An 18,382-nucleotide genomic window follows, 5' to 3' on the forward strand; every position below is an offset into this window, starting at 1 on the left:
TCGCAAGGCGGTCATATCGGCTACATCGCCAGCACCGAGCATGCCGGAAACCCGGAGGCCCGCCATGCGCTATGCCATCGTCACCGAGACCTACCCGCCGGAAGTGAACGGCGTTGCCCTGACCGTGCAGGGGCTGGAACAGGGACTGCGCAACGCCGGCCACGAGATCGACCTGATCCGCCCGCGACAGGCCAGTGAAGCGCTGGACTCCGCAGCGGGCACCCTGTTGGTTCCGGGTGCCGCCCTGCCGCGTTACCCCGGTCTGCGCTTCGGGCTGCCGGCCCCGATCCGGCTCGGCCGCCATTGGCAGCAGCAACGCCCCGATGCCGTCTATGTCGCCACCGAAGGCCCGCTGGGCTGGTCGGCGGTGCGCACCGCACGGCGCCTCGGCATCCCGGTGGCCAGTGGCTTCCACACCCGCTTCGACGAATACCTGCCCGACTATGGCGTGGCTTGGCTGCAGGCCGCCGCGATGCGCTGGATGCGTCGTTTCCACAATCAGGCCGATGCAACGCTGGTACCCACCCGCGAACTGCAGCAGTTTCTCGGCGAACAGGGTTTCGAACGCGTACGCCTGCTGGCCCGTGCGGTCGACAGCCAGCAGTTCGATCCCGGCCGGCGCGATCCTGCGCTGCGCGAGGAGTGGGGCGTGGACGGCAACGGCCTGGTGGCGATCTACGTCGGCCGCATCGCCGCCGAGAAGAATCTCGGCCTGGCGGTAAAGGCATTCCGCCGCCTGCAGCAGATCCGTCCCAAGGCGCGCTTCGTGTGGGTGGGCGATGGCCCGGCCCGCGAAAAACTGGCGCACGAGAATCCCGACTTCATCTTCTGTGGCATCCAGCGCGGCGAAGCCCTTGCACGCCATTTCGCCAGCGGCGATCTGTTCCTGTTCCCCAGCCGCAGCGAGACCTTCGGCAACGTGACCCTTGAAAGCATGGCCAGCGGCGTGGCAACCGTGGCCTTCGACTATGGCGCTGCCCGCGAGTACCTGCGCAATGGCGAGAATGGCGCCGCGGTGGACAACGATGAGCAGTTCATCGAAGCGGCCGTGCAGCTGGCTGCGGATGACGCGCAGCGCGGGACGCTGGGCGGCAACGCCGCACGCGCCATGAAGCGCCTGCATCCGCAGCAGGTGGTGGCGGAATTCGATGCCCTGCTGGCCGAACTGGCGCAGTCGCGGAGGATCGGCCATGCGCACAACGCGGCTTGAACTGCTGGCCGACCGCGAAGCCCGCCTGTGCCGGCGGGCCAACCACTACTGCCGCCGCCGCCGCGTGCGCCGCCTGTTCGCGGTCATCAGCCGGCTCGGCGATGGCGTGTTCTGGTATGTGCTGATGGGCGCGCTGGTGCTGCTCGATGGCTTCGACGGCCTGCGCGCGTCCGTGCACATGGCCGCCACCGGCCTGGCCGCGCTGTTGCTGTACAAAGGCCTGAAGCGCTGGACCCGGCGCCCGCGCCCGTATGCGGCCGACCTGCGCATCCGCGCCTGGGTGGCACCGCTGGATGAGTTCAGCTTCCCCTCCGGCCACACCCTGCACGCGGTGTCGTTCACCATCGTGGCGCTGGCCTACTACCCGTGGCTGGCGCCGCTGCTGGTACCGTTCACGGTGGGCGTGGCGCTGTCGCGTGTGGTGTTGGGCCTGCATTACCCCAGCGACGTGCTGGCCGCCACCGGCATCGCCATCGGGCTGGCCTCGGCCAGCCTGGCCTGGTTGCCGTTGCCGGTGTAGCCCCCGGGGTCAGATCCGTTCGGTGGCGCCGGGCCATGCCCGGCGGTGGATGTCCTAGAATGGCCGCATGACCACGCTGTTCATTTCCGACCTGCACCTGGACCCCAGCCGTCCGGAGATCACCGATCTGTTCCTGCGCTTCCTGCGCGAGCAGGCGCCCGGCGCCGATGCGCTGTACATCCTCGGCGACCTGTTCGAAGCCTGGATTGGCGATGACACGCCCTCGCCTGCCGCCGATGCGGTGGCCGATGCGCTGAAGGTGCTGTCCGACAGCGGCGTGCCGGTGTACTTCATCCGCGGCAACCGCGATTTCCTGCTTGGCGAGGACTACGCGCGCCGCGCCGGCCTGCGCATCCTGCCCGATCCGTGCCTGATCGAACTTTATGGCCGCCCGGTGCTGCTGCAGCACGGCGACCTGCTGTGCACCGACGACATTCCTTACCAGCAGTTCCGCGCGCAGACGCGCGACCCGGTGTTCCAGGCGCAGTTCCTGTCGCAGCCACTGGCCGCGCGCATCGCGTTCGCGCAGAAGGCGCGCGAAGCCAGCCAGGCCCGCCAGTCGGAGATGAAGCAGGGTGATCGCGCGCAGTTCGAGACCGTCACCGACGTGGCCCCGGCCGAAGTCGATGCCACCTTCGTGCGCCACGGCGTGGACACCATGATCCATGGCCACACCCATCGCCCGGCGATCCATTCGCTGCAGGCCGGTGGCCGCGCCTGCACCCGCATCGTGCTGGGCGACTGGTACGAGCAGGGTTCGGTGCTGCGCGTGGATGCCAGCGGCTGGTCGCTGGATACCCTGGCCCGCGGGTAAGTCCTGCCGGCAGGACATCCGCGGCCGCGCAAGGCGGCCGCGGACTGTACGGACTCAGCGGAAGGCCGCGATGGTGGCCTTCGTATTGACCAGCACACGCTGGTTGTCGGCGGTACTGGCATTGCCCATCGGGATGCCGTTGTAGCTGATGTTCGGGTTGGACCAGTAGTTCAGGCGCGGGCAGCTGCGGGTGCAGTTGTAGGCCATGATCGTGCGCCAGCCGGTGCCGCTGGCCGGTTCATAGCGGTAGCCGTGACCATAGGCGTAGGGCGAGGTGCTCGAGTCCGTGGCGATGTCATGCCGCGCGCTCTGCAGGTGGCCGATCTCATGCGCGAACGAGTAGTAGCCGGTCGCGCAATCCCAGTACACCGCCGCGAATGCGGTCGATGCGGTCGAGCCGATGCCCGAGGCCAGGCCGCAGTAGGCGGCGTTGTTGATCAGCAGTACGCCCACGTCGGCCGCGGTGTTGTTGCGGCTGGTGTGGATGCTGTCCATGTAGCCATCACTGGTGCCACGGAAGCGCGCCAGATCGGTATCGAAGCTGCCGGACTCGGTGTAGCTGGTGGTCTCGTAACCGGCCAGCTGCATGGTGATGCCGACGTTGCTGTTGACGTAGCCCTGGTTGGACTCGGCCACTGCCAGCTGCACCAGCGATTGCATGTTGCCGCCATAGGCGGTGACAGCAGCGTTGGTCGCCACCACCAGCACGCGGATCGTCGCCGGCGTGCCGGACGAGGCCTGCGCGATGCCGATGTGGTCGTTGTCGGCCATCGGGATCTTCGGCAGCTGGTTGTAGTCAGCCGGGTGATCGGCCGGCATCCGCGATTCGTCCACTTCCACCAGCACGTGGCGGTTGCCCAGCGGACGCAGGCGATAGAGCTTGCCGTCCTTGCGGATCGAACCGGTGATGGTGTCGCCCGAACGCACCAGGATCAGCGAATTGCCCGGATCGTCCTGGCCGTTGGAGGTGGCCGCGGTCAGCCGGTCGGACGGCGAACGGAACTGGCCGTACCAGATGCTGCCGCCGTCGGGCAGCGCTTCGACCTTGCTGCGCACCGCCTGCACGCGCTTGCCGAGCAGCTCGAATTCCAGCTGCGGCTGCGCGGTGGCCGCCGCGTCGACACGCACTTCCTGCACCGTCGCCGTGGACGGGGTGGCCAGCAGCTTGCCCAGGGCAGGCTCACTGTTTGCCGATGCCCGGCTGATGACCGTCACCGGTTCGAACAACGGTGCCGCATGCGCGGCCGCTGCCACCGACAAACCCAATACGAGGCCACCTGCCGCTTTGCCAATCGATCTGGACAACATTGCGTCGCTCCTTGAATGATGTGAACAGCGTTGATGCAGCACGCCCGGGTTTGCCGGGTTTGGCCATATGGCCTGCGCGGGTCGTGTGAATTCAATAGAAGATGGGAATGAAAATCAGGAACTGTGATCGACCGCATCTGCGTTAAGTAAGGTCAAAAGCGTCACTACACTTCGCTAATACACCGCTTTCGCGCTACCGTGACGTAGCCACGACGGGACATGCACATGGCACCATCGCAGGACACGGACGAAGATGTCGGCTTGCTGCGGATCGGCCTGTTCTTCGATGGCACCCGCAACAACGCCCACAATCTGGCGCGCGGTCGCCCACAGCTGCCACAGCCACGCCCGGCGCAGCTGCGTGCGGATGACGATTCGACCTACCAGAGCCGGCTGACCAGCAGCTACGACAATGGCCTGACCAACATCGCGCGCCTGCAGCAGCTGTATCCGGACAGCCGCCGCGATGCGATGGCCGCGCCTTCGCTGTCGATCTATGTGGAAGGCGTGGGCACCCGCGATGATGCCGATGACGATCTGATCGGGCTGGCCTTCGGTATCGGTGCCAGCGGCGTGCGGGCGAAAGTGCAGCGCGTGCTGCAGGTGCTGCTGCCAGCCGCGCTGGCGGAACTGTCCACGCGCTGGCGGCAGCCGCTGCATCGCGTGCAGCTGGATCTGTTCGGTTTTTCACGCGGCGCTGCCTCGGCCCGTGACATCGCCAACCAGCTGCAGGGGTGGGATGGCACGCGGTGGCGGCAGCTGCTGCAGGCCTCGGGCCTTGCCTGTGCAACCGACTTCGCCCCCGCCACGCCGGTGCTGCGCTTCATCGGTCTGTTCGACACTGTGGTCGCGGTCAATGGCGGCCGCGCCGATGAGCAGCCGCAACTGGCTCTGCGCAGTGGCATCGCACGCCACGTCGTACAGCTCACCGCGCGTGATGAACATCGCCAGCACTATCCGCTGACCAGCGTGGCACCGCCGTTCACCGAGATCGCGCTGCCCGGCGTGCACGCCAACATCGGTGGTGGCTACAACCAGCTGGAGGAAGGCCCCAAGCTGCTCAGTCGCCCACGTCGGCAACAACTGCGTCGGCCAGCAGTGGCTGACTACCAGACGCCACCGCTGGCCCTGCTGCAGACGACCACGGCCTACGCTGAAACACTGGCCGATGCCGAGCGCTGGCGGCAACAACTGGGTGTGGGCGAGAAAGAGGTCTGGGTGGATGTCTGGCACCAATGGCAGCAGCAGCGTCGTGCCGGCAGCCGCAGCGTGCTGCTGTCACCGGTGCTGTATGTGACCGCTGCGGTAGTGCTGCGCCGGAAGATCGATTGGCGTTACCAGCTGATCGCACTACAGGTGATGCAGCAACAGGCTATCAATGCCGGCGTGCAATGGACCGCCAATGCCGCCGAAGTTCCTGGCTGGGAGCTGCCGTCGGCCCTGCAGCCGATCGCACGGCGGCTGGTGGGCGGACAGGCACTGACCCAGACCCAGGAAGCGTTGCTGCGGCGGCGCTACCTGATGCAGTCGGCGCACTGGAATTTCGACGCGCTGGGCGACACCGCACTGACCTACGCCGCCGATGCCGGCGTCAGCGAACTGCCATACCGGCCGGGGCCGGGGTTGTTCTACATCAACCGGCCGACCGTGGACGGCAAGCGCGTGGTGTTGCCGAATGGGTGAACTGCATCCAACCGGCGCCAATCAACCCGCCTGTTCGACCAGGTTGGCCAGCTCATCCGCATCGAACCCGGCCAGCAGGCGCGCTTCCATGTTGAACGGCCCGTGCAGGTAGCCGCCGGCGTACTCCACCAGCAGTTCCTTGAAGCGTGCGCGCGGTTCGACACCGGCGCGGTCGCAGTACCAGCGATACCAGCGCGAGCCGGCGGCAACATGCGCCACTTCCTCGCGCAGGATCACTTCCAGCACATCGGCGGTTTCACCATCGCCGACATTGCGCAGCTTCTCGATCATGCCGGGCGTCACGTCCAGGCCGCGCGCTTCCAGCACGCGTGGCACCAGCGCCATGCGTGCCAGGCCATCGTGCGCGGTCTTTTCGCACATTTCCCACAGGCCGTTGTGCGCGGGGAAATCGGCGTAGTCGTGGCCGTGTGCCTGCAGGCGCTCACGCAGCAGCATGAAGTGCCGCGATTCGTCGTCGGCACAGCTGACCCAGTCGGCATGGAACGCCGGCGGCAGGCCGCGGAAGCGGTACACCGCATCCCAGGCCAGGTCGATCGCGTTGAGTTCGATATGCGCGATGGCGTGGATGAAAGCAGCCCGCCCTTCCACACCACCCAGTCCGCGCCGCGGCACTTCGCGCGGGTGCACCAGCACCAGCTGCGCCGGCCGGCCGGGCATGCGGATCGGCTCCGGCGGCGGCGCGTCGGCAGCCACCTTCAGGCGGCCGGCACGGAACGCAGCGGCATGGGCCTGGGTCAGCGCAACCTTGCGCAGCGGATCGGCTTCAGCCAGGCACTGCTGCGCAGCGCGCAGCAGGTCGCCACCAACGTCGGGCACATCAACCACGCCTGATCCTCAGGCGCGGCGCTTGTGCTTGGCATCGTCCGAACGCAGCTGCTGGATGCGCTCGAAGTAGCCCGGCTCGATGCCGGTCGGGTAGTGCCCGTTGAAGCAGGACGAGTCGAAGCTGCGCAGCGCCGGGTTGCCCTCGCTCACCGCCGCTTCCATGTCCTCGATGTCCTGGTAGATCAGCCAGTCGCAGCCCAGGTGCGCTTCGATCTCTTCAACCGTGCGGTTGTGCGCGACCAGCTCTTCGGCGGCCGGCATGTCGATGCCGTAGATGTTCGGGTAGCGCACCGGCGGCGCGGCGCTGGCCAGGTAGACCTTGCGGGCGCCCGCATCACGCGCCATCTGCACGATCTGCTGGCTGGTGGTGCCACGCACGATTGAATCGTCCACCAGCAGCACCACGCGGTTGCGGAACTCCAGGTGGATCGGGTTGAGCTTGCGACGCACCGACTTCACGCGTTCGCCCTGCCCCGGCATGATGAAGGTGCGGCCGATGTAGCGGTTCTTGATGAAGCCTTCGCGGTACTTCACCCCGAGCACGTTGGAGATTTCCAGCGCGGCATCGCGCGAGGTGTCCGGGATCGGGATGATGGTGTCGATGTCGTGGTCCGGGCGCAGGCGCAGGATCTTCTCGCCCAGCTTGATGCCCATGCGCATGCGCGCCTTGTGCACCGACACGTTGTCGATCATCGAATCCGGGCGCGCGAAGTACACGTACTCGAAGATGCACGGGGTGTGCTCGGCGGGCTCGGCGCAGATTTCGGAGAACAGTTCGCCGCGCGCGGTGATCACCAGCGCTTCGCCCGGCTGCACGTCGCGCACGCGCTGGAAGCCCAGCACGTCCAGTGCCGCCGATTCGGAAGCCACGATGTACTCGTCACCTTCAGCGTGGCTGCGCTTGCCCAGCACCAGCGGACGGATGCCATGCGGGTCGCGGAAGGCGACCAGGCCCAGGCCCAGCACCACGCTGACCACCGCATAGCCGCCCTTGCAGCGGCGGTGCACGCCGGCCACCGCGCGGATGGCCGCTTCCGGGCTGAGCTGGCGCTGCTGCTCCAGTTCGTAGGCGAACACGTTGAGCAGCACTTCGCTGTCCGAATCGGTGTTGACGTTGCGGCGGTCCTGCTCGAACACCTGCTGGCGCAGCGCCTCGGTATTGATCAGGTTGCCGTTGTGGGCCAGCGCGATGCCGTAGGGCGAGTTGACGTAGAACGGCTGCGCCTCGTCCATGCCTTCCGAACCGGCGGTCGGGTAACGCACATGGGCGATGCCGACGCTGCCTTCCAGGGTGGACATGGTGCGGGCATCGAACACATCGCGGACCAGGCCGGTGGCCTTCTGCACGCGCAGGCGGCTGCCATTGGCGGTGGCGATGCCCGCCGCGTCCTGGCCACGGTGCTGGAGGACGGTCAAGCCGTCATACAACTGCCCGGCGACGTTCTGGTTGCCGACGATTCCGACGATGCCACACATGGTGCGAGGTCTCCGCTGGGCTGTGCCCAGTTACAAGGAAGGTGGCCGTACCTGGCCGCGGTGGTCGCCGCGCCTGCGGTCGACATTGGCCGGATCGCCCGGCTCGATACTGTCCGGCAGTGCTGGGGCGTCCGGACGCACTTCGGCCGGATCGTAGGAATCGCCCTGTTCCGCTTTTGCAGGCCTCAGCCATCCGCTGCCTGCCACTACCTGGTTGAGGATGCCATTATCGCCTGCCGCGCCCGGCTTTCCCAACCCGCCGCCTGCGTTCCTGCCCAACTCCATCAATGCAGATGGGGACAGCGCGTCGGTCGGCAAGGCCTTGGGCAGCAGATCGGCCCCGGCAACCTCCCAGTGCGGCAGCTTGCTGTTCATCCAGGCAACGGTGGGGTTCAGCAGTGGGCGCACCGCCGAACGCTGCCAGGAAGGCTCGGCGGTCAGCGGAGTGAAACTGCCCAGCAGCAGCAGGATCGCGGCGATCAGGCCGCCACGGACCACGCCCAGCACACCTCCCAGCAGCCGGTCCAGGCTGGTGAGCATGCTGCGGTTGACCAGGGCCTTGATGACCATGCCGACCACGGCGACCACGATCATCACGCCGATGCCCACGCCCAGGTAGCCACCAACGAAGTGTTCGCCGCCCGGGGCGGCCGGGGCGGCCCACCAATGGGCCGCGTCATTGCCGAAGGCGAAGGCCGCCCACGCGGCCAGCAGCCACGACAGGGTGCCGATGACGATGCCGACGAAGCCGCGCAGCATCCCCAGCAGCGCCGAGGCGGCGATCACGATCAGCAGCACCACGTCGATCATGGCGCCCCGCTCCTTCGGCGGCGCTGGCAACGGGGCTGCGCGTGGGTCATGGGTGCGGTCGCACCATGCCGGCCACGCCGACCTTGGCGGCGACCTGCGCCTTCAGCTGCTCGGCATCGGCGCGGTTGGCCACCGGCCCAACGCGGACGCGGTGCAGGGTGCCCTTTTCAGTGCGCACCTGCTCGACAAAGGCGCTGAAGCCCGCGACCCGGACCTTGTCGCGCAGGGCGTTGGCATCGTTGGCCTGGCCGAACGCGCCCAGCTGCACGGCAAAGCCGACGCCGCTGGCCGCCGGTGCGGCGGGCGTGGTCGGGGCGGTTGCCGGCTTGCTGGCGGCGGCATCCGGCTTGGGCTCCGGCTTCGGGGTTTCGGGCTTCGGCGCCGGCTTCGGCGGCTCCGGCTTGGCGGCCGGGGCGGTCGTTGCGGTCGTTGCGGTCGGCGTACTCGGCGGCAGGCTTTCGCTGTGCACCGGGTTGCTGCTGGCCGACGGCGCAGTGGCTGCGGACGGGGTACTGGCGCCTGGCGTGGACGGTGCCGGGGTGGCTGCCACCGGGGCGCTGCTGGCCGCTGCGGCATCCAGGGTGATCACTTCGGCCTTCACGTCGGCGCGGATCTTCACCGCCTGCAGGCGAGCCGCCTCGGCCTGGGCGCGGTCGGCATACGGCCCGACACGCACGCGCCATGCCTGGCGCCCGTTGATGGTCGTCGTTTCGGCGAAGCCCGGCAGCTGCGAGCGCTTCAGGTAAGCGATCACCGCGTCAGCGTCGGCCTTGCTGCCGTAGGCACCGAAGGTAACCGCATAGTTGCCGGCGGCAACCGCCGGCGACGTGTCCACGGTCGGCGGCGTGGCGGGCGCTGTGGCCTCCGCAAGCGGTTTGGCCTGGCCGGTCTGCAGCCCCGTGGCACCGCCCGCCGGGGCCACCAGCGGCAGTTCACGGGTTTCGAACTGGCCATCGGCAGGTGCATCCGGCGCGGCGATCGGCACATTGGCGACGCCGCTGTCCGGTGCGGGTCCCTTGACCAGCATCGGCAGGAAAATCACGGCCAGTGCCACCAGCACGATGGCACCAATCAGACGCTGTTTCAGAGGCGTATCCACGTGAGGCAGGCAACTGTCCGGAGATTGCCATCGATTATACGGGTGCCGGACCGGACGGCGTCGGCGTTGGCTGAACGCGTATCAGGCTGCGTCCTGCAGCCATTGCAGGGCGGCGGCGGCGGTATGGAAGGAGCCGAACACCAGTACCCGGTCCCCACGTTCGGCCTGGGCCAGTGTCTGCGCCAGCGCCTGTTCGACGCTGTCAGCCAGCGCCGCCGTGGCGGCGACCGTGCCGGCCAGGCGTGCCTGCAGCTGGGCGGCGCTCTGCCCGCGCGGGCCTTCCAGCCCGGCCAGGGTCCACTCGCCCACCACGTCCTCCAGCGCCTGCACCACGCCCGCTGCGTCCTTGTCCTGCAGCGCGGCGTACACCGCCAGGGTGCGCCCGGCCGAGACCTCGGCCTTCAGCGCACGCGCGAGCTGGCCCGCGGCCTGCGGGTTGTGGCCCACGTCCACACGGATCTGCACGCCGTCGCGCTCGAATGCCTGCAGCCGGCCGGAAATGCGCGCCGCCGCGACACCGGCAGCCCACGCCGCGCGCGGCACCGGCTTGTCCAGCGCGCGCAGCGCGGCGATGGCGGCGCCGGCGTTGGCCAGCTGGATCGGGCCGGCCAGCGCCGGGGTCGGCAGTTCCATGCGCAGGCCGACGTCGCGCCAGCGCCAGCGCTGGGCATCGATCGGCTCGTAGAAATAATCGCTGCCGCCACGGATCGCGTTGGCGCCGACCAGGTAAGCACGGCGCAGCACGCTCGACGGTGGATCGGTCTCGCCCAGGATCACCGGCTTCCAGCCGCGGATGATGCCGGCCTTCTCGGTACCGATCGCCTCGCGGTCCTCGCCCAGCCACTCGGCATGGTCGATGTCCACCGTGGTGATCACGGCCACGTCGGCGTCGATGATGTTGACCGCATCGAGGCGACCGCCCAGGCCCACTTCCAGCACCGCCAGGTCCAGCCCGGCGTCGCCGAACAGCCGCAGCGCGGCCAGCGTGCCGTACTCGAAATAGGTCAGCGTGGTTTCGCCACGCGCCGCCTCGATGGCGTTGAACGCGGCAACCAGCGCGGCATCGTCCACGTCCTGGCCGTCGATGCGCACGCGCTCGTTGTAGCGCAGCAGGTGCGGCGAGGTGTACGCGCCGACCTTCCAGCCGGCGGCGCGCGCGATGGCCTCGATGAAGGCCACGGTGGAACCCTTGCCGTTGGTACCACCGACCACGATGGTGCGCTTGGCCGGCGCGCCCAGGCCCATCGCCGTAGCCACGGCGCGCACGCGCTCCAGGCCCATGTCGATGGTCGCCGGGTGCTGGCGTTCAATGTAGTCCAGCCAGTCGGCCAGGGTGGTCGGGGTGTTCGTCACGGCAGCGGTTCCAGCAGAAGCAGTTGATGCGGGGGGATGGATCAGAGGGCGCGGTGCTTGGCTTCGCCAAAGAACGGCGTGTGGTGGGCGCAGTCGTTCAGGCGCACCACTTCCAGGCTGTCCAGGTCGGGGCCTTCGAGCAGGTTGAGCGTGGTCGGTGCCTGGCGGAAGGTCCACAGGCGGGAGATCGGCAGGCCCAGCACCTTGCACAGGATCACGCGGTTGACCGCGTCGTGGGCGACCACCAGCAGGGTGTCGTGCTCGCCGAGGCCTTCGGTGGCACGGGCCAGGCCACGCCAGCTGCGTTCCAGCACCAGGCGCAGCGATTCGCCGCCGGGCATCAGCACGGTATCCGGTTCCTCGCGCCAGGCCTGCAGGCGCGACGGATCCTTTTCGTTGATTTCGCTGGCCAGCAGGCCTTCCCATTCGCCGTGGGCGATTTCCTGCAGCTCCGGCTCGGTCAGCAGCATGTCGGCGCGGGCGGCGCCAAGCGCCAGCTGCGCGGTGCGCTGCGCGCGCGACAGCGGCGAAGCGACGGCACGGGTGATGTCCACCGAGGCCAGCCGGGCACCCAGTGCCTGGGCCTGGGCTTCACCGATCGGCGAAAGCGGGATGTCGATCTGGCCCTGGTAGCGGCCTTCGGCGTTCCACGGCGTTTCGCCGTGACGGGCAAGCAGGATGCGCATGCGAGCAAGGGGTCCTGGGGGAAGGAGGTTTCCGCGTTCGTTCACATCCTGTGAAGTATGCGGAACAGGGATGATACCTGTTCGGCGCACCGGGCCGGGGCGGGCATGAAAAAACCCCGCGACCTGCGTCGCGGGGTTTCAGGTCCGGCAGTAGATCCACGCCATGCGTGGTTGCACCGCCAGGCCGTAGGCGTTGCCGGCCAGCGGCCGGCACTCCCTTATTTCGCCAGGTTGAGTTCCTTCAGCAGCTCCGGTGCCGGCGCCACCTCCTGCATGATCCACTGCATGTAGCGGCTGTCGACCGAGATCATGCGGGTCATCACCGGGTCGAACACCCAGTTGGAGCTGACCGATTCCCAGTTGCCGTCGAAGGCCAGGCCGACCAGCTTGCCGTTGGCGTCCAGCACCGGCGAACCGGAGTTGCCGCCGGTGATGTCCAGGTTGGACAGGAAGTTCACCGGCACCGAGCCGATGCGCTTGTCTTCCAGGCCGCCGTAGCGCTTGGCCTTGACCGCATCGAGCAGCGCCTTGGGCGCATCGAACGGATCCACGCCGGTGTCCTTGGCGACGATGCCTTCCAGCGTGGTGAACGGGGTGTAGGCCACGCCGTCCTTGGGCTCATAGCCCATCACGTTGCCGAAGGTGATGCGCAGCGACAGGTTGGCGTCCGGGTACACGAACTCACCCTGGCTCTTCTTGTAGTCGGCCAGGGCCTGCAGGTACAGCGGACGCGCGGTCAGCGACTCGCCTTCCCGGATCTTCTTCTGCTCTTCCTGCTTCAGCAGCGACGGCATGATCGCCACCGCGTACTGGATGGCCGGATCGCTGCTGGCTTCAAACGCGGCGCGGTCGGCCTTGAACCACTTCAGGCGCGCGTCCAGGCTGCCCAGCTCGGTGCCCGACAGCTTGGTGACCAGCGCCTTGACGGCGTTGGCATCGCTGCCACCCAGCCAGGTGTTGAGCACTTCATTGTTGCGCTGTGCGGCCGGCAGGGCGACGTACTGGTCCAGCCAGTAGGTCTGCAGCTGCTGGTCCATCTTCGCCACGTAGCGGCGGTCCATCTGCTTCAGGCCGCCTTCCAGGGTCGGCAGGTCGCGCTGCTGGTAGCCGACTTCGCGCTCGGCGTCCGGCTTGGTGCGCTCGATCGACAGGCGATACAGGCCGATGGCAGCGCTGACCGCCTGGGTGTTGTTGAACTGGCCGACGAACAGGTCACGCTCGCGGGTGGCCTTGCTGGTGTCCAGGTGCTTGACCAGCTGCGCGTGTGCGGCCAGTGCCGGCTTGCCGGCGGCGCCCTGCTTCTTCAGCCACGCCAGCACGGCGGCTTCTTCGGCCTGCTTCTGGCCAGCCGCGTCGATGCGCTTGAAGCCTTCCAGCTGGCCCGAGTAGTTCTTGGCCACGTTGTTCATGCTGGCGGCAGTGGCGGCGTACTTCACCTTGACGTCGGCGTCGGCCTTGCCGGCCTCGTCGATCATCTTCAGCACCGCGTTGTAGTGCTTGGCGATGGTCGGGTAGGTCCAGTTGGCGGTTTCGTTGAACTCACCGGCCAGCGCATAGCGGTTGGTGCGGCCCGGGTAACCGGCCACCATCACGAAGTCGCCGGCACCCAGCGGCTGGTCGGTGAACTTCAGGAAGTGCTTGGGCTGGTACGGCACGTTGTCGGCCGAGAACGCCGCCGGCTTGCCGTCCTTGCCGACGTAGGCGCGGTAGAACGAGAAATCGCCGGTGTGGCGCGGCCACATCCAGTTGTCGACATCGCCGCCGTACTTGCCGACGCTGCCCGGGGGCGCGTAGACCAGGCGCACGTCCTTGATTTCCATGTTGCGGAACAGGCGGTAGGTGTTGCCGCCGGAGAAGGTGTACAGGCGGCAGCGGAAGCCTTCCTCGGCTTCACAGGCGGCGACCTGGGCCTTGTCGAAGGCGTCCAGCGCGCGGCTGCGGGCCAGCGGGTCGTTGCCGGCGGCGGCAATCGCGGCCTTGGCCTGCGCGGTGACGTCGGTGATCTGGTCCAGCACGTAGACGCGGGCATTCGGGCCCGCGCTCAGTTCATCGCTGTGCTTCGGGGCGTTGAAGCCGTCCTTGATCAGGTTCTTCTGCGCGGTCGAATTCAGCTGGATGGCGCCGTAGGCGCAGTGGTGATTGGTGACCACCAGGCCCTGCGGCGAGACGAAGCTGGCGGTGCAGCCGCCCAGCGCAACCACCGCGCCCATCGGGTCGCCGGTGAGGTTGGACAGCTGTTCCGGGGACAGCTTCAGGCCGGCCTTCTGCAGCGGGCCGGCGATTTCCGGCAGCTGCTGCGGCACCCACATGCCTTCAGCGGCATGGGCGACCTGGGCCAGCCCGAGGCTGGCGACGATGGAGAATGCAAGCAGGTTCGAGCGCATGGAGCGGCCCCTGGTAGTGGAACCCTCGATTGTAGCCCGCCGCCCTGCCCCGGCCCGAACCCCGGAAGTCATGCAATCGGATGCTTCCACCGTTCAGCGTCTCCACTGCGATCGGACGGAGACGGGAGGCCAGGCCGATGCAGGACACGCCGTAAACCCATCCATGGGGGCTCGATCGCGCCATCCATGGCGCTTACGGTCCTGCATCGGCCTGGCCTCCCGTCTCCCGACAATTCCCTGGCCTCGGGCGGTAGCGCCGGGCCATGCCCGGCGAGTGCAGCGGCCACGTTCGAAACGCCTGCCGGCGCACGCCTTTCGTTCCGCCAATGCACCCGCAGCGCAACATGGGAATTCCGCCCGGCACCCTATAATCCGCGTTTTCCCCCTGATGAGTTCCACCCGATGGCGCAGCAAACGATGAAGGCCCTGGTCAAGCGCGAAGCGGCCAAGGGCATCTGGATGGAAGAGGTTCCGGTACCGACCCCGGGCCCGAACCAGGTGTTGATCAAGCTGGAGAAGACCGCGATCTGCGGCACCGACCTGCACATCTACCTGTGGGACGAGTGGAGCCAGCGCACGATCAAGCCGGGCCTGACCATCGGCCATGAATTCGTCGGCCGCATTGCCGAAATCGGCCCGGGCGTGACCGGCTACGAGATCGGCCAGCGCGTCTCGGCCGAAGGCCACATCGTCTGCGGCCACTGCCGCAACTGCCGTGGCGGCCGCCCGCACCTGTGCCCGAACACCGTCGGCATCGGCGTCAACGTCAACGGCGCATTCGCCGAATACATGGTGATGCCGGCCAGCAACCTGTGGCCGATCCCGGACCAGATTCCGTCCGAGCTGGCCGCCTTCTTCGACCCCTACGGCAACGCCGCGCACTGCGCGCTGGAGTTCGACGTGATCGGCGAGGACGTGCTGATCACCGGGGCCGGCCCGATCGGCATCATTGCCGCCGGCATCTGCAAGCACATCGGTGCGCGCAACGTGGTGGTGACCGACGTCAACGACTTCCGCCTGAAGCTGGCTGCCGACATGGGTGCCACCCGCGTGGTCAACGTCGCCAATCAGTCGCTGAAGGACGTGATGAAGGAACTGCACATGGAGGGCTTCGACGTGGGCCTGGAAATGAGCGGCAACCCACGCGCGTTCAACGACATGCTCGACTGCATGTACCACGGCGGCAAGATCGCCATGCTCGGCATCATGCCCAAGGGCGCCGGCTGCGACTGGGACAAGATCATCTTCAAGGGCCTGACCGTGCAGGGCATCTACGGCCGCAAGATGTACGAGACCTGGTACAAGATGACCCAGCTGGTGCTGTCCGGCTTCCCGCTCGGCAAGGTGATGACCCACCAGCTGCCGATCGACGACTTCCAGAAGGGCTTCGACCTGATGGAAGAAGGCAAGGCCGGCAAGGTCGTGCTGAGCTGGAACTGATTCACCGTGCCCTCGGCACGTTGAATCAGTCCGCGCATGTTTTCTTATCCCCGCGCCATTGGCGCGCCCCCTGGAACAACAAGGGGGCTCTCCCCCGGATGGGATCAAGAACACTGCGGAATTGAAAAAGGCGCCCGATGGGCGCCTTTTTCGTAGAGCGTGCCAGGCAAGCCTGGCACCTACCGTAACGCCTGCGGCGTTACTTCCCGACCGCCACGGTCAGCAGCACGCGGCTGTGTGCCAGCTTGCCCGAGTTCTCGCGGCCATTGCTGTCGGTGCCGTAGTAACCCAGGCCGACGTTGAACAGGCCGAACTGGCGGCTGACGCCGACGTTCCAGTCGGTGTAGTCCTTGGCCAGGCCCTTCTCGAAGCTGCTGCGGCCGACGTTGGCGTTGAGGGTGAAGTCACGCGGCAGGCCCCACTGGCCGCCGACACCGTAGTACCAGCCGTCGGTCCCGCTGTTCCACTGGTCGTTGGTGTAGGCCACGGTCAGCTTGTAGGTCTCGTCCAGCGTGGTCGTCGTAACCAGCTCGTTGTAGTTCTGGTTGCTGGCACCGATGTAGGTATAGCGGTTCAGCAGCACATCGAAATTGACGCGCGGGGTGACGTCCACGCCATAGCCGATCTGGTAGTCGACCTCGGTGTTCGGGTCGCCCGCACCGAAGTCCACGCCCGATCCCCAGACGCCGGCGTACAGGCCCACCGGGGAGGTGTAGGTGAAGCCCGCCTGCAGGGTCGGCTTCTCGTCGGTCTGCGACACGCCACGGAACAGGTAGTCCGACACGGCGGTGACGTTCCAGCTGTAGGGCGATTCGTTGTCCTGGGCACTGGCGGCAAACGGCGCAAGGGTCAGGGCGGCGGCAATGGCGAGGCAGGCACGGGCATGCTTCATGGGCGTCTCCGAGGGTGGCGGGGGCGGGAGGGGGAGCGGGCAACCGGCGCCAGACAGGCGGGGTTCACGAATTTTTAACCCGTTTGCTATTGCGATGCAACATGTGCCGCCGGTGGCGGGGCCCTGTCCGGCCCGGTCGATGGGCGCCGTTGCCCGGTAGAATCAGTGGTTTCCCCGTGCTGAGCCGTGCCCACGCCATGACCGACGCCTCCTCCGCCCTGACCCGCCACTACGCCGAGGAACTGGACGCCATCCGCGCCCAGGGCCTGTTCAAGTCCGAGCGGATCATCACCAGCCCGCAGTCGGCCGAGATCACCCTCGACGACGGCCGCAAGGTGCTGAACTTCTGTGCCAACAACTACCTGGGCCTGGCCGACCATCCGGACCTGATCCAGGCCGCCAAGGACGCGCTGGATACCCACGGCTTCGGCATGGCCTCGGTGCGCTTCATCTGCGGCACCCAGGACCTGCACAAGCAGCTGGAAAAGCAGATCGCCGACTTCTTCGGCAAGCAGGACACCATCCTCTACGCCGCCTGCTTCGACGCCAACGGCGGCTTGTTCGAGCCGCTGCTCGGCGAAAACGACGCGATCATTTCCGATGCGCTGAACCACGCCTCGATCATCGACGGCGTGCGCCTGTGCAAGGCCAAGCGCTTCCGCTACGCCAACTGCGACATGGCCGATCTGGAAGCGCAGCTGCAGGCTGCCGATGCCGCCGGCTGCAAGACCAAGCTGATCACCACCGATGGCGTGTTCTCGATGGACGGCTTCATCGCGCCGCTGGACGAGATCACCGCGCTGGCGAAGAAGTACAACGCGCTGGTGCACATCGATGAGTGCCACGCCACCGGCTTCCTCGGCGCCACCGGCCGTGGCTCGGCCGAAGTGAAGGGCGTGCTGGACAAGATCGACATCATCACCGGTACCCTGGGCAAGGCCATGGGCGGCGCGCTGGGCGGCTTCACCTGCGCCAGTGCCGAGGTGATCGAACTGCTGCGCCAGCGTTCGCGCCCCTACCTGTTCTCCAACTCGCTGCCGCCGCACGTGGTGGCCGCAGGCATCAAGGCGTTCGAGATGCTGGCCGCCGCCGACGACCTGCGCGACACCCTGGTGGAGAACACCCGCCACTTCCGCGAGAAGATGGTCGCCGCCGGTTTCGACGTGAAGCCGGGCGTGCATCCGATCAGCCCGGTGATGCTCTACGACGCACCGCTGGCGCAGAAATTCGCCGAGCGCCTGCTGGAAGAAGGCATCTACGCGATCGGCTTCTTCTTCCCGGTGGTGCCCAAGGGCCAGGCGCGCATCCGTACCCAGATCAGCGCCGCGCACACCCGTGAACAGCTGGACCGCGCGATCGATGCGTTCACCCGCATCGGTGTCGAGCTGGGCGTGATCAAGGGCTGACCGCCCCGGGGTCGGATCCCTTTCCGCAGGAAAGGGCTCTGCCCCCACCAGGCAAGGCGTGCCGACCCAGGTCGGCACCCACAGGCGTCATTTCTTTTTCTTCTTGCCCTTCGGTTCGTCCTTGCTGGCCACCACCACCGGCTTGGCGGCAGCGTCCTGGCCATTGCCCTTGGCAACGCGGATGCCATTGGCCTTCATCCAGGCATCGAACTGGTCGGCGGTCATCTTCTGGTCGCCGTTGCTCATCATGAAGCGGTAGCTGCCGCGGCCATCCAGTTCCGGGGCCTTTACTTCCACCACCGGGGTCTCGGCAGGGGTTTCGGCCTTGGCCACCTTCTTGTGGCCGCCGCAGGCGGTCAGCAGCACCATCGGCAGCAGCAGGCCTGCACAGCGCAGGGTTGGGTTGAGGGTCAGGTGGTACATGGGCAGGCTCCGTTCGGGAAATTCAACAACCA

The 18,382-nt window shown here is 67.4% G+C and carries 16 protein-coding genes; 6 read left to right on the top strand and 10 right to left on the bottom strand.

Annotated elements, in window-relative coordinates; translation table 11 throughout:
- Positions 1-64 precede the first annotated feature (64 nt).
- The 3 genes from AC5P8Z_RS04875 to lpxH all read left to right on the top strand — a co-directional run bounded on the left by AC5P8Z_RS04875 (position 65) and on the right by lpxH (position 2,544).
- Entirely contained in the window at positions 65-1,210 is a 1,146-nt protein-coding gene (locus tag AC5P8Z_RS04875) for a glycosyltransferase family 4 protein (protein ID WP_495228279.1), read from the top strand.
- Positions 1,191-1,730 carry a phosphatase PAP2 family protein gene (locus tag AC5P8Z_RS04880; protein WP_099551270.1) on the top strand — a complete coding sequence of 180 codons (540 nt, stop codon included), beginning with the start codon at positions 1,191-1,193 and terminating at the stop codon, positions 1,728-1,730. Before AC5P8Z_RS04875 ends, AC5P8Z_RS04880 begins: the two co-directional genes overlap by 20 nt.
- 67 nt (positions 1,731-1,797) lie before the next feature.
- Positions 1,798-2,544 carry a UDP-2,3-diacylglucosamine diphosphatase gene (gene lpxH, locus AC5P8Z_RS04885; protein ID WP_286071075.1) on the top strand — a complete coding sequence of 249 codons (747 nt, stop codon included), beginning with the start codon at positions 1,798-1,800 and terminating at the stop codon, positions 2,542-2,544.
- 54 nt (positions 2,545-2,598) lie between these two features.
- Here the strand turns inward: lpxH and AC5P8Z_RS04890 are convergent, their stop codons facing one another.
- Positions 2,599-3,852: a zinc-dependent metalloprotease gene (locus tag AC5P8Z_RS04890; RefSeq protein ID WP_295565169.1), complete on the bottom strand. Its 1,254-nt coding sequence runs from the start codon at positions 3,850-3,852 to the stop codon at positions 2,599-2,601.
- 225 nt (positions 3,853-4,077) lie between these two features.
- On the opposite strand from AC5P8Z_RS04890, the gene AC5P8Z_RS04895 reads away from it, so the two are divergent.
- Positions 4,078-5,535, top strand: coding sequence for a T6SS phospholipase effector Tle1-like catalytic domain-containing protein (locus AC5P8Z_RS04895; protein WP_495228282.1), 1,458 nt, complete (start codon positions 4,078-4,080; stop codon positions 5,533-5,535).
- A gap of 21 nt (positions 5,536-5,556) precedes the next feature.
- On the opposite strand, the gene AC5P8Z_RS04900 is transcribed toward AC5P8Z_RS04895, so the two are convergent.
- The 7 genes from AC5P8Z_RS04900 to AC5P8Z_RS04930 form a co-directional block, all read right to left on the bottom strand.
- Positions 5,557-6,381, bottom strand: coding sequence for a ferritin-like domain-containing protein (locus AC5P8Z_RS04900; RefSeq protein ID WP_286071072.1), 825 nt, complete (start codon positions 6,379-6,381; stop codon positions 5,557-5,559).
- A 9-nt stretch (positions 6,382-6,390) separates the two neighbouring features.
- The gene (gene purF / locus AC5P8Z_RS04905) at positions 6,391-7,857 is read right to left on the bottom strand and encodes an amidophosphoribosyltransferase (RefSeq protein WP_286071071.1); all 1,467 of its coding nucleotides are present in this window, start codon (positions 7,855-7,857) and stop codon (positions 6,391-6,393) included.
- 30 nt (positions 7,858-7,887) lie between these two features.
- Entirely contained in the window at positions 7,888-8,667 is a 780-nt protein-coding gene (locus AC5P8Z_RS04910; RefSeq protein WP_286071070.1) for a CvpA family protein, read from the bottom strand.
- A 46-nt stretch (positions 8,668-8,713) separates the two neighbouring features.
- Entirely contained in the window at positions 8,714-9,766 is a 1,053-nt protein-coding gene (locus AC5P8Z_RS04915; protein WP_495228284.1) for an SPOR domain-containing protein, read from the bottom strand.
- A gap of 81 nt (positions 9,767-9,847) precedes the next feature.
- The gene (folC, locus tag AC5P8Z_RS04920; RefSeq protein ID WP_295565162.1) at positions 9,848-11,119 is read right to left on the bottom strand and encodes a bifunctional tetrahydrofolate synthase/dihydrofolate synthase; all 1,272 of its coding nucleotides are present in this window, start codon (positions 11,117-11,119) and stop codon (positions 9,848-9,850) included.
- A gap of 41 nt (positions 11,120-11,160) precedes the next feature.
- Positions 11,161-11,805 (bottom strand): histidine phosphatase family protein, encoded by a 645-nt coding sequence (locus AC5P8Z_RS04925; protein WP_049430321.1) that lies wholly within the window; start codon positions 11,803-11,805, stop codon positions 11,161-11,163.
- Between the two features lie 218 nt (positions 11,806-12,023).
- Entirely contained in the window at positions 12,024-14,189 is a 2,166-nt protein-coding gene (locus tag AC5P8Z_RS04930) for a S46 family peptidase (RefSeq protein WP_286071067.1), read from the bottom strand.
- A 417-nt stretch (positions 14,190-14,606) separates the two neighbouring features.
- Here AC5P8Z_RS04930 and tdh point away from each other — a divergent pair, with 417 nt between their 5' ends.
- Positions 14,607-15,629, top strand: coding sequence for an L-threonine 3-dehydrogenase (gene tdh, locus AC5P8Z_RS04935; RefSeq protein WP_005415442.1), 1,023 nt, complete (start codon positions 14,607-14,609; stop codon positions 15,627-15,629).
- Positions 15,630-15,828: 199 nt separating this feature from the next.
- Here the strand turns inward: tdh and AC5P8Z_RS04940 are convergent, their stop codons facing one another.
- On the bottom strand, positions 15,829-16,521 hold the full coding sequence (locus AC5P8Z_RS04940) for a TorF family putative porin (protein ID WP_495228286.1): 693 nt from the start codon (positions 16,519-16,521) through the stop codon (positions 15,829-15,831).
- A gap of 197 nt (positions 16,522-16,718) precedes the next feature.
- Here AC5P8Z_RS04940 and kbl point away from each other — a divergent pair, with 197 nt between their 5' ends.
- Positions 16,719-17,927, top strand: a complete 1,209-nt coding sequence (kbl, locus tag AC5P8Z_RS04945) for a glycine C-acetyltransferase (RefSeq protein ID WP_286071065.1) — start codon at positions 16,719-16,721, stop codon at positions 17,925-17,927.
- An 87-nt stretch (positions 17,928-18,014) separates the two neighbouring features.
- On the opposite strand, the gene AC5P8Z_RS04950 is transcribed toward kbl, so the two are convergent.
- A complete protein-coding gene (locus tag AC5P8Z_RS04950) occupies positions 18,015-18,350 on the bottom strand; it encodes a hypothetical protein (protein WP_295565159.1) in 336 nt (111 codons plus the stop codon).
- Between the last annotated feature and the right edge of the window lie 32 nt (positions 18,351-18,382).

It is taken from the genome of Stenotrophomonas sp. YJH_SMC_17 (assembly GCF_059371655.1).

What these genes read in the sequence shown, in the direction of transcription:
- AC5P8Z_RS04875 (WP_495228279.1), top strand. Translation starts at nt 65, where the DNA reads ATGCGCTATGCCATCGTCACCGAGACCTACCCGCCGGAAGTGAACGGC.
- AC5P8Z_RS04940 (WP_495228286.1), bottom strand. Translation starts at nt 16,521, where the DNA reads ATGAAGCATGCCCGTGCCTGCCTCGCCATTGCCGCCGCCCTGACCCTT.
- AC5P8Z_RS04895 (WP_495228282.1), top strand. Translation starts at nt 4,078, where the DNA reads ATGGCACCATCGCAGGACACGGACGAAGATGTCGGCTTGCTGCGGATC.
- AC5P8Z_RS04910 (WP_286071070.1), bottom strand. Translation starts at nt 8,667, where the DNA reads ATGATCGACGTGGTGCTGCTGATCGTGATCGCCGCCTCGGCGCTGCTG.
- AC5P8Z_RS04925 (WP_049430321.1), bottom strand. Translation starts at nt 11,805, where the DNA reads ATGCGCATCCTGCTTGCCCGTCACGGCGAAACGCCGTGGAACGCCGAA.
- tdh (WP_005415442.1), top strand. Translation starts at nt 14,607, where the DNA reads ATGAAGGCCCTGGTCAAGCGCGAAGCGGCCAAGGGCATCTGGATGGAA.
- kbl (WP_286071065.1), top strand. Translation starts at nt 16,719, where the DNA reads ATGACCGACGCCTCCTCCGCCCTGACCCGCCACTACGCCGAGGAACTG.
- AC5P8Z_RS04930 (WP_286071067.1), bottom strand. Translation starts at nt 14,189, where the DNA reads ATGCGCTCGAACCTGCTTGCATTCTCCATCGTCGCCAGCCTCGGGCTG.
- AC5P8Z_RS04880 (WP_099551270.1), top strand. Translation starts at nt 1,191, where the DNA reads ATGCGCACAACGCGGCTTGAACTGCTGGCCGACCGCGAAGCCCGCCTG.
- AC5P8Z_RS04950 (WP_295565159.1), bottom strand. Translation starts at nt 18,350, where the DNA reads ATGTACCACCTGACCCTCAACCCAACCCTGCGCTGTGCAGGCCTGCTG.
- AC5P8Z_RS04890 (WP_295565169.1), bottom strand. Translation starts at nt 3,852, where the DNA reads ATGTTGTCCAGATCGATTGGCAAAGCGGCAGGTGGCCTCGTATTGGGT.
- purF (WP_286071071.1), bottom strand. Translation starts at nt 7,857, where the DNA reads ATGTGTGGCATCGTCGGAATCGTCGGCAACCAGAACGTCGCCGGGCAG.
- lpxH (WP_286071075.1), top strand. Translation starts at nt 1,798, where the DNA reads ATGACCACGCTGTTCATTTCCGACCTGCACCTGGACCCCAGCCGTCCG.